This window comes from Blastopirellula marina (assembly GCF_002967765.1).
GTDB lineage: Bacteria > Planctomycetota > Planctomycetia > Pirellulales > Pirellulaceae > Bremerella > Bremerella marina_A.
This window is the reverse complement of record NZ_PUHY01000004.1, coordinates 267,945-280,396: the sequence shown is the minus strand read 5'-3', so window position 1 is coordinate 280,396 and position 12,452 is coordinate 267,945. Positions and strand designations below refer to the sequence as shown.

At 53.1% G+C, this 12,452-nt stretch carries 11 protein-coding genes; 4 read left to right on the top strand and 7 right to left on the bottom strand.

The window, feature by feature from the left end; genetic code table 11:
- The first annotated feature begins 57 nt into the window (after positions 1-57).
- From fliS to C5Y83_RS02510, 4 genes are all read left to right on the top strand, one after another.
- Positions 58-615 (top strand): flagellar export chaperone FliS, encoded by a 558-nt coding sequence (gene fliS / locus C5Y83_RS02525; RefSeq protein WP_105328077.1) that lies wholly within the window; start codon positions 58-60, stop codon positions 613-615.
- A 144-nt stretch (positions 616-759) separates the two neighbouring features.
- The gene (locus C5Y83_RS02520) at positions 760-1,623 is read left to right on the top strand and encodes an MqnA/MqnD/SBP family protein (RefSeq protein WP_233207048.1); all 864 of its coding nucleotides are present in this window, start codon (positions 760-762) and stop codon (positions 1,621-1,623) included.
- A 98-nt stretch (positions 1,624-1,721) separates the two neighbouring features.
- A complete protein-coding gene (locus tag C5Y83_RS02515; RefSeq protein ID WP_158262199.1) occupies positions 1,722-2,990 on the top strand; it encodes a M20 family metallopeptidase in 1,269 nt (422 codons plus the stop codon).
- A 9-nt stretch (positions 2,991-2,999) separates the two neighbouring features.
- A complete protein-coding gene (locus tag C5Y83_RS02510) occupies positions 3,000-4,136 on the top strand; it encodes a YbdK family carboxylate-amine ligase (RefSeq protein WP_105328074.1) in 1,137 nt (378 codons plus the stop codon).
- A gap of 23 nt (positions 4,137-4,159) precedes the next feature.
- Here C5Y83_RS02510 and C5Y83_RS02505 read toward each other — a convergent pair whose 3' ends face one another.
- The 7 genes from C5Y83_RS02505 to nuoK all read right to left on the bottom strand — a co-directional run bounded on the left by C5Y83_RS02505 (position 4,160) and on the right by nuoK (position 12,450).
- Positions 4,160-4,753: a thioredoxin family protein gene (locus C5Y83_RS02505; RefSeq protein ID WP_105328073.1), complete on the bottom strand. Its 594-nt coding sequence runs from the start codon at positions 4,751-4,753 to the stop codon at positions 4,160-4,162.
- Positions 4,754-4,855: 102 nt separating this feature from the next.
- Complete coding sequence (locus C5Y83_RS02500; protein WP_105328072.1) at positions 4,856-5,638, bottom strand: TatD family hydrolase; 783 nt, start codon at positions 5,636-5,638, stop codon at positions 4,856-4,858.
- 68 nt (positions 5,639-5,706) lie between these two features.
- Positions 5,707-6,147 (bottom strand): hypothetical protein, encoded by a 441-nt coding sequence (locus C5Y83_RS02495; RefSeq protein ID WP_146117599.1) that lies wholly within the window; start codon positions 6,145-6,147, stop codon positions 5,707-5,709.
- Between the two features lie 20 nt (positions 6,148-6,167).
- Complete coding sequence (locus tag C5Y83_RS02490) at positions 6,168-7,877, bottom strand: NADH-quinone oxidoreductase subunit N (protein ID WP_105328070.1); 1,710 nt, start codon at positions 7,875-7,877, stop codon at positions 6,168-6,170.
- Positions 7,878-7,897: 20 nt separating this feature from the next.
- On the bottom strand, positions 7,898-9,658 hold the full coding sequence (locus C5Y83_RS02485; protein ID WP_105328069.1) for a NuoM family protein: 1,761 nt from the start codon (positions 9,656-9,658) through the stop codon (positions 7,898-7,900).
- Positions 9,659-9,691: 33 nt separating this feature from the next.
- Positions 9,692-12,115 carry an NADH-quinone oxidoreductase subunit L gene (nuoL, locus tag C5Y83_RS02480; protein WP_105328068.1) on the bottom strand — a complete coding sequence of 808 codons (2,424 nt, stop codon included), beginning with the start codon at positions 12,113-12,115 and terminating at the stop codon, positions 9,692-9,694.
- A complete protein-coding gene (gene nuoK, locus C5Y83_RS02475) occupies positions 12,115-12,450 on the bottom strand; it encodes an NADH-quinone oxidoreductase subunit NuoK (RefSeq protein WP_105328067.1) in 336 nt (111 codons plus the stop codon). Before nuoK ends, nuoL begins: the two co-directional genes overlap by 1 nt.
- Between the last annotated feature and the right edge of the window lie 2 nt (positions 12,451-12,452).

Below are 12,452 nucleotides of genomic sequence, written 5' to 3'. Positions count from 1 at the left end.
CGATAATACCGAGAGTAGGACCCGCATCCGCTTTTCCCGACAGCAGACGAGACCCAAATGACCTTCGACAGCGATTCGCCAAACAGCTATCTGGAAACGGAAGTTCTCACGGCAACCCCGCAGAAGCTGCAATTGATGATGATCAATGGAGCGATTCGCTACGCCTATCAGGCCCAACACTTACACGATCAGGACGAGAAAGAAGCAGCTTGGGAAAAGTTGCTTCGATGTCGCGAGATCGTGGCTCTGATCTTGAGCAACATCAAGCCTGACGGTTCGCAACTGATGAAGGATGTGGCGGGAATCTACATGTTCATCTTTCAAGAGCTGACCGATCTACATGCCCAGGACGAATATCATCGCTTAGATGGGGTGATCAAAGTCCTTGATGAAGAACGCGTGACTTGGGAAGAACTGTGCGTGAAAGAGCCGGAAGCCCTTGAGCGACCTTCCGAACAAGAGCGCGAAATTACATCGTCAGATGCCGAAGAAATTATGGGCAAATTCGACGCCTCTGAGGACGATTCGAGCAATCGCTCGAACACCGCTTTCGGCTACGATCCAAGCAGCGACTACTACGGGAATTCCGGTGGTGGCATTTCTTTTGATGCCTAACCCCGCTTAATTCCCCCAACTGGCGGAAAATCAGCCGTTATTGCGGCGATTTCCCCTCGGTTCCCTGGTTGATGGAAAACGTCGATCCACGCAACAATGGATGGTTTGTATTTCCACCGCGCACCCTATCAGGGACCCAGAATCTTGGCCGAGAAACAACTGATCCGTGTTGGGCACAGTCCAGACCCGGACGATGCCTTCATGTTCTACGCATTGGCCTGCGACAAGATCGATACCGGCAACTACCGGTTCGAGCACGAATTGGTCGATATCGAAACACTTAACCGCCGTGCCTTCTCAGGCGAGCTCGAGCTGACCGCGATCAGCATCCATGCCTACGCTCACCTGCACGATAAATACGCGATCTGCTCTTGTGGCGCGAGCATGGGGGATAACTACGGCCCCATGGTCATCGCGAAAGAAAACCTCTCTCACGACGAGCTGAAAACAAAGACGATCGCCGTTCCAGGCACGCTTACCTCAGCGTTTCTTGGCCTGCGGATGTACTTGGGCCAAGAATTCGAACACGTTGTTGTTCCTTTCGATGAAATCATCGAGGTCACAGCCGCAGGTGAATTTGAAGGCAAGAAGATCGATGCTGGCTTGATCATCCACGAGGGTCAGCTCACCTACCAACGACAAGATCTGAAGTTGATTGTCGATCTGGGCGTCTGGTGGCACGATCGAACCGACGGCCTTCCTTTGCCACTGGGTGCTAATGGAATCCGTAAGGACCTGGGCGACGAAACCATTCGTGAAGTTACACGGTTGCTCAAAGAAAGCATCGTGTATGGTCTCGAGAACCGTCAGCCCGCACTCGACTACGCCCTACAGTTCGGGCGTGGCTTGGACAATTCGCTCGCCGACAAATTCGTTGGCATGTATGTCAACGATTGGACGATCGACTTCGGCGACCGTGGCCGCGAATCGGTAACCCGGTTTTTGAAGGAAGGTTACGAACTTGGAGCCATCCCAGAACTGATCACACCGGAATTCGTTTCTGGTTAAGGGCCGACGCCTTTCAAATTAAGGATGCTTGGTACTCCAATTGCATGGTAAAATTGGAGTACCTGCTTCCCTTATTTTTGAGAGGAATGCCCCACAGAATGACTGCTTGGCAATCGCGACTGAGCGCGAAGATCGACCAACTCAGTGAATCGTTGGTCGAATTTCGGCGTAATCTGCATCGCAACCCGGAAGTTTCCGGTGAAGAATTCCAAACGAGCCTGACTCTCTATCAGATTCTGGGCGATCTTGGCCTAGCCGTTCGCATGGGTCCTGATGGTCGTGGCGTCATCGCCGATCTCGACACATTCGACGATGATGGCTCGACAGCAATTGCACTGCGTGGCGATATTGACGCCCTTCCAATTCACGACTGCAAAGAGGTCGATTACTGCAGCCGGAAAGATGGCGTAATGCATGCGTGCGGCCACGACGCCCATGCCACGGTCATTCTCGGTGCTGCTCAAGCTTTGCAGCAGATGACACGCAACGGCGAACTGCCGTGGCCGATCCGAGCCCGTTTTATCTTTCAACCCGCGGAAGAAATCTGCACGGGCGCTCGCGACATGATCAAGGCCGGAGCGTTAGAGGACGTTTCCGCCATTATGGCAACCCACATGGAGCCGGGCCTTCCGTTCGGGAAGGTCGGTTTCCGCAAAGGGGAACTCACCGCAAGCTGTGAAGAAATCAGAATCACGATCCACGGCTCAAGTGGCCACGGTGCTCGACCGTACGAAGCCAACGATCCAATCGCCGCCGCGGCTCAGCTGATCAATACGCTCTACTTAGCCCTCCCACGTGTCACGCAAACGCACGAAGCGGTCGTGGCCAGTTTTGGGCAAATCCATGGTGGGGCAAGTCCGAACGTCATTCCCGAGACCGTTAAGCTCGACGGAACACTTCGGACGCTATTGCCACAAACACGTCTCGATACCATCCAGCATATTCACCGGATCGCGGAAGGTATTGCCATGGCGACGCAAACTGAGATTGATGTTCAATTCGAGCTCGGCACCGATGCCGTGCGAAACGACGCTAATTTGATTGATCTTCTTAAAGAAAGCTGCGTCGAGTTGATGGGCATGCCAGGGGTTTACGACATCCCTCGGGCTAGTATGGGAGGCGAAGATTTCTCGTTTTATTTAGATCATGTGCCTGGTGCCATGGTTCGTCTTGGTTGCGCTACACCTGGCAGCGATCATTGGCCGATGTTGCACAGTACCCATTTTGATATCGATGAACGAGTCCTCCCATTTGGTTCGAACCTGCTTGCCCGCAGTGTTGTCGCCGCTTTCGAGCCTGGCTCGCGGTGGCATCAGCAATTGCTTACTTCCCGTACATCATCTCATCACGATTCGCCCCCGGATTAGGACGAACCCATGACGAAAATCGAGTTTCGTTCCAACAACTACCCCACACTCGGTGTTGAATTGGAACTCGGTCTCATCGACAGCAAGACGATGGAATTGTCGTCGGCCATTCATCGTGTACTTGAAGGTCTCCCTGAAGAAAAACGCGAGCTCTATAAGCCCGAGTTGATGCAGTGCTGCCTCGAGATCAACACCGGCATCTGTCACACTGTGGCGGAAGCCGAGGAAGACCTGAGCCGGAAGGTGAAGCAAATCGAGGCGGTCCTCGACAAGCTTGATCTGCGCCTATGGTGGGGAGCAACTCATCCGTTTTCAAAATGGAGTGAGCAAAAGGTAACGCCCAACCAACGCTACCTCGACCTCCTGGAGCTGTTGCAAGAGATGGCTCGTCGTCTCGTCACGCAAGGTCTGCACGTACACGTGGGGGTCGAGTCAGGCGATAAAGCGGTCATGATATGTGATCGCATCATGCAGTATCTACCGCTGCTGTTGTCTCTTTCCAGTTCCAGTCCTTTCTGGGAAGCCCGCGATACCGGCCTTGCTTCGCACCGCACCAAGATTATGGAAGGCCTACCAACCGCTGGTATTCCGACACTGATGCGCAACTGGAGCGAATATGTCTGGATCGTCAACCACATGGTCGATACCGGCTTCATCAACACGATTCGCGAAATCTGGTGGGATGTACGACCCCATCATAATTTCGGTACCGTCGAGGTGCGTGTCTGCGACATGCCCGGCAGCTTAGAAGACGTTTTGGCGTTGACCGCAATGACCCAGTGCTTGATTGTTTATCTCTCGCGTGAGATCGACGAAGGTGCCTACCAGCACGACTGCCATCCCATGATGGTTCGCCAGAACAAGTGGCGGGCCGCACGTTTTGGAACATCCGCACGCTTGGTGAACTCGTTCACTTTCGACGTTGAAACCGTTCCAGAAATGACACAGCGTTTAGTGACGGCGCTCGCTCCGCTGGCCAAACGCTTGCAGTGCGTTGATTATTTAGAACATTGCAATGTCATTGCAAATCGACCAAGCTGGGCTTCGCAGCAGAGAACGCTGCTTCACAAAACAGGATCAGCGGCCGAAATGGTCCGGATCCTGTCCGAAGGATCTCGACTCAGTAAGGCCGCTGGTTCCGTTTAAGATCGAACTCTGGCTCGCTGTGACTATGCGGTGCCAGCTGAGTTAAAGTAGGCAGGTTCCTTCCCGGCAATCCACTTGATGTTGCAACCGATGCTTGGCATATGTGGCTCAGGGACTTCCTGACCAGCAAGTACGGCGTCGACCGCTTTACGCAAATCTTCGCCAGTCACAGGTACATCGTTTCCTGGACGACTGGCATCGAACTGCCCGCGATAGGCCAGCTTCTTATCGGCGTCGAACACATAGAAGTCGGGCGTACACGCTGCTTTGTAGGCCTGAGCGACGCTTTGATCCTCGTCGTACAGGTATGGGAACGTATAACCACGATTCTCGACTTCATGCACCATCTGTTCAGGTGAGTCGTCGGGATAGTTGGCGACATCGTTCGAGCTGATTGCCACCACGGCCGCTCCCTTAGCTTGGCATTCGCGACCGAACTCCGCCAATCCGGAAGCCAAGTGCTTTACGAAAGGGCAATGATTGCACATGAAGATCACGACCAAAGCCTTGGCATCGGCAAAGTCAGCGAGCGAAACGGTCTTTGAATCAACATTGAGCAGCGAGAAATCGGGAGCAGTCGTCCCCAATGGTAGCATGGTGCTGGCGGTCTTAACCATCGATTAAGGTCCTAGGTTGGGTGTTCAATTAGTTCGTCTTCTGTTTCCGTATTTTAACGAACCCATCTCGTGTCTCAACCGAGGTCACGAGTTATGCTGCTTCTACTCGCTAGGGATACCAAATAACTTTCGCGCATTATCAGTCGCAATGCGTGCCATTTCGGCAGGGCTAATCCCTCGTTCGTTTGCCAAACAGGTTCCGGTATGCACGACCAAAGCAGGCTCATTAGGCCGCTGCTTGCGGTATGGCTCGGGACTGAGATAAGGGCAGTCCGTTTCTACCAACAGCCGATCCTCCGGAATAGTCTTCGCAACATCGCGTAGTTCTTGATTCCGTTTGAACGTCAGCATTCCAGCAAAGCTAATGTGTAGACCACACGCGACACCTAGTTCTGCTAGTTCGACATCACCTGTGTATGAATGCAAAATCCCGGAAAGAGGTCCGTCCAATTGGGAGGCCTCAAGGAACTCAACGATATCTTCACGACAATCACGCATGTGAATAACGAGCGGCTTTCGATATTCACGCGACTTTGCAATGTGCCACTGAAAGTACTCCTTCTGAAGTTCGATCGGTGCGAAGTCCCAATATCGATCGAGCCCAGTCTCACCAATCGCGACGACCTTCTCATGAGAAAGTAGCTTTTCGATTTCATTCAGGTCACTTTCACCAGCCTCGGCACTGTGATTGGGGTGAATCCCAACCGAGGCATAGACTTGAGGAAATCGTTCCGCGAGTTCAACGCAGATACGACTATCTTCCAGTGTCGTACCAATCGCAACAATGTTTGCCACTCCAGCCGATTTGGCTCTGGCCAGAACGTCTTCTATTTGCGGTAACAATCCTTCGTCAAACAGATGAGCGTGCGTATCGAACCATTCCACGAGTGCGACTACTCCTTGTAAGATTTAAACAGAGAATTTGAGGCAGGCCATTACATTCGTCGCAACATTCACGAATGAATTGAAGGGGATTGGTTTCCCATTTCTTCCAGGTTCTGCAAGTGCCCAACGGTCATGCCGATGGCGATGTTGGTCAATCGATAGACAGGTCCATCTTTATCGGCCCATTGAACCAACTCTTCTAGCGTCGCCAAAAGATTCCGCTCGTAGATCTTAATCTCATTCAGAATGAAGGAGAGCGAAAGATCATTCAAATCGGTGTAGTCCATGGGGAAATCCCCCAGGTGAACCGGGCGATCGTCTTTCTCTAGCTCATGCAAAACGCGCTCGACTAAGTCGTGATGATCGGCAGCGATGTCGTCGATCACGAGGGCTTCGTCTTCTTTCCCGGTCGGCACCCATGGCTTCGCGTACGTTAAATAAGTCGGCAACGAACGATGATGCAGCGCCGCAATGCGATTGAGTAATTGATGTTGATCGTCGGGCAGCATGCCAGCGGAATCCATGAAATCTAGATAACTAATCCTCGAACGGCAGCCTGAATCCAGACGTTCAGGAAATCCCAAGCAATAATCAATACGAGAACCGGTGCGGTAATGGCCCATAGGTAACCGACTTGCAAGACGCCGGGCGACTCTTGCATTGGAGCCGCATCGGGATCGATGGGATCGATCGTCATGATCTTCACCACTCGCAAGTAATAGAACAAGCTGATCACCGTATTCAAACAACCGACGACAAGCAGTCCAACTAAATAAGTTTCGCCGGTAAGTAGATAGCCACGAGCCAAGCCAGCAAACACCGCGAACTTGCCAATGAAACCTGCCAGCGGAGGCAGACCGACCAAGCTCACGAGCAGGATGGTAAAGCAAACTGCGATGGGCAAATTGCGTTGAATCATCCCGGCATAGTCGGAGATCTGCTCGCTACCAGTCACATCACGCACTATTGCCGCGACAGCGAATGCCCCGAGGTTCATCAGCAAGTAAACCGCCACATAAAGTGTCAAGTAACCCGCACACGCTCCGGCAGCCTCCGGATTTGAGGGCGCGAGCGTCAAAATAGGAGGCACAGCCATCATCATATAACCAGCATGCGCAATCGTAGAGTAAGCCAACAAACGTTTGATGTTCGTCTGTGCGAAAGCTGCCAAGTTACCAAAGGTACAAGTGACCGCCGCCACAACGGCAATGAGCAGCGCGATGAAACTCCGAATTGGCTGCATCGCGTCACCCGGCGTTGGCTCTTCCGGATTTAAGTTTGCGGCGTTGTCTATATCAGCCACGGATAGGGAGGTATCGCTTATGGCAATCAGCGGCTGAGGAGCCGATTCGATTGCACCTAAGCCTAAAGCAACACGAAGAAGCAGCGCCAAGGCAGCAGCTTTGGACGCAACCGAAAGGAATGCCCCCACTTCCGCGGTTGCTCCTTCAAACACGTCAGGGCACCATTGATGAAACGGCACGGCCGACAACTTAAAAGCCAGACCTGCGAGAATCATCAGAGCCGCCATGACCAACATGACATTTTGCGCCGGAGAGAGTCCTGCTTCGGCCATTTCACTCAAACGAACCGCCATCGTCGGCAGATGGGCCGAGTTAAGCATCCCACATAGAAGACTGATTCCGTAAAGCATCACCCCAGCCGTACCGGCGCCATACACGGCATACTTAAGCGCCGCTTCCGAACCGCGTGGATCGCGTCGTCGCATCGCAGCAAGGGCATAGGAGGGAACCGAGGCCATCTCGATCGCGAGGAAGACCACCAGCATATGATTGGCTGAGACCATCAAAAACATGCCTAGTGCGGAACCTAGAATGAGCGAAATGAAGTCGGTATTATCTTCCTTTCGGTGAGCCCGGGTCAGCTTAATTAAGATAAAAAACAGCAGTAGAAAGACGAGCATCAGCGTCTTCGTCACCACCGCAAAGCCGTCGTTCACCAACATCCCTGTAAACAGTTCAATGCGAGGCAAGGCGCCGATGGGGACCATGCGAGCCGGGCTTTGGCTAACATCCCATGGTGCCAGGGGAGAAAGAACGGCAATCGCTAAGATGGTACCAACCAACGCGAAATAGACCGAGTCGATTTTCTCGGAGAAGCGAAACATCCGAGCCAGCAAGATCACCACGATTGTCGCGCACAACACTAACTCCGCCCCAAATCCCATGAGGCTGGCGAGTGTGTCGGACGTCAGATGGTTCACCAAAGTGAAGAACATATCAGGCTAACAGCTCGGTGCTAATCTTTCGCGGCCACTTCATCTTCCTGCGATGCCTCACGTTCGGCACGCAGACGCGGGTACTTCACTTCTTCGGTCCACTCGGTTAGATCAGCAATTTGCTGATCGACCGTACTGTCCATATAGCGGAATACGGTGTTCGGGAATACGCCCAGAACAACGGCTAGGACACACAAGGGCAGGGCGATGAGGAACTCGCGTGGGGTTATCTCACTCAAATCGTCTTCATGCGGCCCGTGATACTCTGGCCCGAGATAAACACGTTGAATGGCCCACAAGATATAGCCAGCCGTCAAGATCACCACCGCAGCGGCAACGACCGCGAGTGCCCCGCTCAACTTCCAAACCGAAAGGACAACGAACGCTTCGCCAATGAAACCACACAAACCAGGTAGCCCCAAGCCGGCGAAGAACAGCAACATCGCCATCGCCGTGTAGACCGGCATTTTTCCGTATAGTCCGCCGAACTTGTCGAGCTCGCGATGATGAACGCGATCGTAGATCACGCCCACCATACAGAACATGCCCGCGGAACTGATGCCGTGGCCAATCATTTGAAACAGCGCTCCTTTGACCCCCATGCTCCATGAAACCGGATCAAAGACGTTACCGACGGTTGCACTCCATACCCCCAGTCCCAGCACGACGTAGCCCATGTGGCTCACCGAGCTGTAAGCGACCATTCGTTTAAAATCCTTCTGGGCCAGCGCGGCGAAGGCGCCGTAAACCATGCTGATGACACCAATCGAGCAGACAAACCAAACCAGGTCGTATCCCGCGTCGGGGCAAATCGGGTAACAGATTCTCACGATTCCATAGCCCCCCATCTTTAGCAGCACGCCAGCCAGGATCATCGAGATCGGCGTCGGAGCTTCAACGTGAGCATCCGGCAGCCAGGTATGCAGCGGCACACTAGGGACCTTGATGGCGAAACCAATGAACAGCAGCACAAACGCCCACCATTGGATCGATCTCCCAAACAAGAGTGCTTGATCGAACACGTCGGTGTGTTGCCCTAATTGCTGGAGGGCCAAAATGTTGAACGTGTGGACTGGGTACTTTGCCGCATCGAGCTGTGTTTTGTAGGCCTCGCTGGTGAGCAGCTTGCCTGATTCGTCCCAGGCGGCAACATGAGCAACATCAAGCTGATCGGTAGAAAGCTGACGCAGGTCGCTATTGAAGTAAAGCATCAACACAGCAATCAGCATCAACACGCTACCGAAGAGCGTGTAGAGAAAGAATTTGATTGCCGCATATTCCTTCCGCGGCCCCCCCCAAACGCCGATCAGGAAATACATCGGCAGCAGCATCACTTCCCAGAAGATATAGAACAGGAAGAAATCAAGCGAAAGGAAGACCCCCATCATTCCGGCCAACAGAAGTAGATAAAGCACGCAGTAGCTCTTCACGTGCTTATCGATAGTCCAACTCGCCCCGATCGCTAAAAAGGAAATGATGGCGGTTAGCATGAGCAAAGGAAAGCTGATTCCATCGATCCCGAGAAAGAACTGAATATCAAACGAGGGAATCCATGGCAGCTGAATAACCTTCTGGACGCCAGCCATGTCGATCTGAAAACTCAGCTGATCGCTATAGGGCATCGCGATCCATAGTGTCGGCAGCATCACGAGCAAAGTCGTCAGCAGCGTAAACCATCGCAGCAGTGGCTTGTTTTCCGCAGGAAGGAACAACAACACGACTGCCCCCAACACTGGCGTGAAGATCAGCGAGGTGATGATGGTAAGGGTAAAGTTATCCATGCGATTGCCTTTCGGCAGGCCAGCGTTGGGGGTCTAACGTGCGAAGGAGTAAGTCCACAAACTCAAAATCAAAAACAACGTTACTGTGCTTGCCACGATTAACATCACATATTGCCGCAGGTGGCCCGTTTGAACGCCGCGAAGGCGACTACCGAGTTCGTAGGTCCGATCAGCGAACCAATTCACCAAGCCATCGACGCCACGTCGATCGATCCAGGAGTCACCACAACGTGCGATCGCGACGGCCATCCAAGCCAAGCCATCGACAAAACGGTCGATCACTTGGCGATCGAACCAAGCCACCATCGCGGCGATCAGCAAGGTTCCACGAACGAAGACGATGTTGTAGATCTCGTCAAAGTACCACTTCCCAAAGAGGAAACCGTAGACCGGAACAAAGGTCTTACGTACGTCCGCCACATCCAGCGTTCGCCACAAGTAAAAGACCGATGCGAGCATAATACCGCCCAATGCGGCCGCGAAGGCAATCAGGCCAACTGGGCCTTTGACATTGGCAGCATGCCCTTTCGATTCTTCCGGCAGCACCACGTGCCACGCCTGTCCGCTCATGTCGCTCCAAATCCCGGCGGGACGAGCTTGTTCAATCGTGCGAGCCAAGGTCGGAAATCCGATCCAATCATAAACTGGCCAAGCTACGGCAACAGCGAGCACAGCCAACAAGACCAACGGTACGACCATGACCCTAGGTGATTCTTGAACATGATCGTATTTTTTCTGCGATCTTGGCTCGCCAGCAAACGTTAAGTACCACATCCGGAACATGTAAAATGCCGTCAGCACAGCACCACCAACTGCGATTCCAAAAAAGACGTTGCCCCACACAGGATTCAGCACGCGAAATGAGTAAATCTGTTCGAGAATGGCATCCTTCGAGTAGTAACCACTAAGCCCGAATGAGATTCCCAATGCCGAAGGTATCCCGACCCCGGCAATAGCCAAACAGCCGATCAACATGGTGTAAGCCGTCCACGGCATCTTATGACGCAGTCCGCCCATCTGCGGCATTTCGTTGGTGTGCACTGCGTGGATTACCGACCCAGAGCACAGGAACAGCAAACTCTTAAAACAGGCATGCGTCACCAAATGCATCACGCCGGCCGCCCAACCGCCGACGCCCAAGGCCAGCATCATGTAGCCAAGCTGACTGACCGTTGAGTAGGCCAGAACACGTTTAATGTCGGTTGCGACGATGGCGATCGATGCTCCGATGAGCAGCGTCATACAGCCAATACAGGCAATCACCAGCAGCACTTCGGGTAAGAAGATCGGATACGATCGCGCGACCAGAAACACGCCCGCCGCAACCATCGTGGCCGAGTGAACCAAAGCCGAGACAGGTGTTGGGCCTTCCATCGCATCTGGCAACCAAACATGCAGCGGGAACTGAGCACTTTTGCCGACGCATCCGCAAAAGATACCAAGACCAGCAATCATCAAGAGTATGTGACCGTAACGAGTCGCGTCTCCTTCGGCCTTCCCATCACGCCACTGAGGAATCTTTTCGTTAACTTTCGCTTGAAGTTGTGCGGCGCTGAGCGACGCTTCGGACGACAAGGCAAGCTCTTTTACTTTTTCGGCGGCCGCAAGTTGTACCAATCCTTCTGGAACGACCAGAGCGTAATGATCCTGCTCGCTACGCATCAAAGAAAAAATCCCTTGATCGTCCGAGCCACGATCAATATCGCCGAAATTGAAAGTCCCTAAGCTGGCCCACAGCGTCATCATGCCAACCAGCATGCCAAAGTCGCCAACCCGATTAACGATGAACGCTTTGTTGGCGGCGGTCGAAGCGGAGTTACGTTCGACATAGAAGCCGATTAGAAACCACGAGCAAAGCCCAACCAACTCCCAAAAGACAAACGTCATCAGGAAGTTACCTGAGATCACCAAACCAAGCATGCTGAAGCAAAAGAGCGACAACGCCTGGAAGAAGCGAGCATAACGCCCTGGCCGACGTACCGATTCGCCATCACGGCGGATTGCCTCGTGATCGACGACACCATGAAGTTCGTCGTGGATGTAGCCAGTGGAATAGAAATGGATGCACGTCGCGATGAATGTCACCAGCCCGAACATTAAAATCGTCAAGCTATCAATGTAGTAATTGATCGACACCTCGGTGCCGGCCAGCGTAGCGATCGTGTAGCCATGTCCTGTGAGTACTGGGGGCGGTGAGTGTGTTTCTTCAGCGTGTTCCGTTGCTGCTGCATCCTCAGCATTATGCGGCGCAGAGGTCGGATGCATGCCGAACCAAATCCCGGTCGCAAAGATCGACAAGACGAGCGATCCAACGATGGCCGTCGTGGCAACATAGGAAGCTCCACGACCACGGCTTCCCAATTGAGGCCCGGCCACTAGAATCACGCAGAACGAAACCAACGGCAGCAAAACCGCGGTCGCGAGTAGCATCGGAAGATAGGGGGCAAATGTCTCCATCAACCTTTCAGTTCTTGTGCCTTATCGACGTCGATCGTCGCGTGGTTATTGTAGAAGTTCAAGGCAATCGCTAACGCTACGGCAGCTTCTGCGGCCGCTAACACAATGACGAATAAAGCAATCACATGGCCATCAAGTCCGAGATTGTCTTCGCGGAAGTAGGGACTGGCGAAACCAACAAAATTGAGAATCGCGCCGTTGAGGACTAATTCGATTCCCATCAAGATCCCCAGTGCATTCCGCTTGGTTGCCATGCAGACGATTCCCGTTACGAACAGGAACGCTCCAACCGCAAGGTAATGCGAAAGGCCGATTGGTTCGTAGAAGAATTGCATGG

Coding starts and splice junctions, on each gene's coding strand:
- fliS (WP_105328077.1), top strand. CDS start 58: ATGACCTTCGACAGCGATTCGCCAAACAGCTATCTGGAAACGGAAGTT.
- C5Y83_RS02515 (WP_158262199.1), top strand. CDS start 1,722: ATGACTGCTTGGCAATCGCGACTGAGCGCGAAGATCGACCAACTCAGT.
- C5Y83_RS02510 (WP_105328074.1), top strand. CDS start 3,000: ATGACGAAAATCGAGTTTCGTTCCAACAACTACCCCACACTCGGTGTT.
- C5Y83_RS02505 (WP_105328073.1), bottom strand. CDS start 4,753: ATGGTTAAGACCGCCAGCACCATGCTACCATTGGGGACGACTGCTCCC.
- C5Y83_RS02495 (WP_146117599.1), bottom strand. CDS start 6,147: ATGCTGCCCGACGATCAACATCAATTACTCAATCGCATTGCGGCGCTG.
- C5Y83_RS02490 (WP_105328070.1), bottom strand. CDS start 7,877: ATGTTCTTCACTTTGGTGAACCATCTGACGTCCGACACACTCGCCAGC.
- C5Y83_RS02485 (WP_105328069.1), bottom strand. CDS start 9,658: ATGGATAACTTTACCCTTACCATCATCACCTCGCTGATCTTCACGCCA.
- nuoL (WP_105328068.1), bottom strand. CDS start 12,115: ATGGAGACATTTGCCCCCTATCTTCCGATGCTACTCGCGACCGCGGTT.
- nuoK (WP_105328067.1), bottom strand. CDS start 12,450: ATGCAATTCTTCTACGAACCAATCGGCCTTTCGCATTACCTTGCGGTT.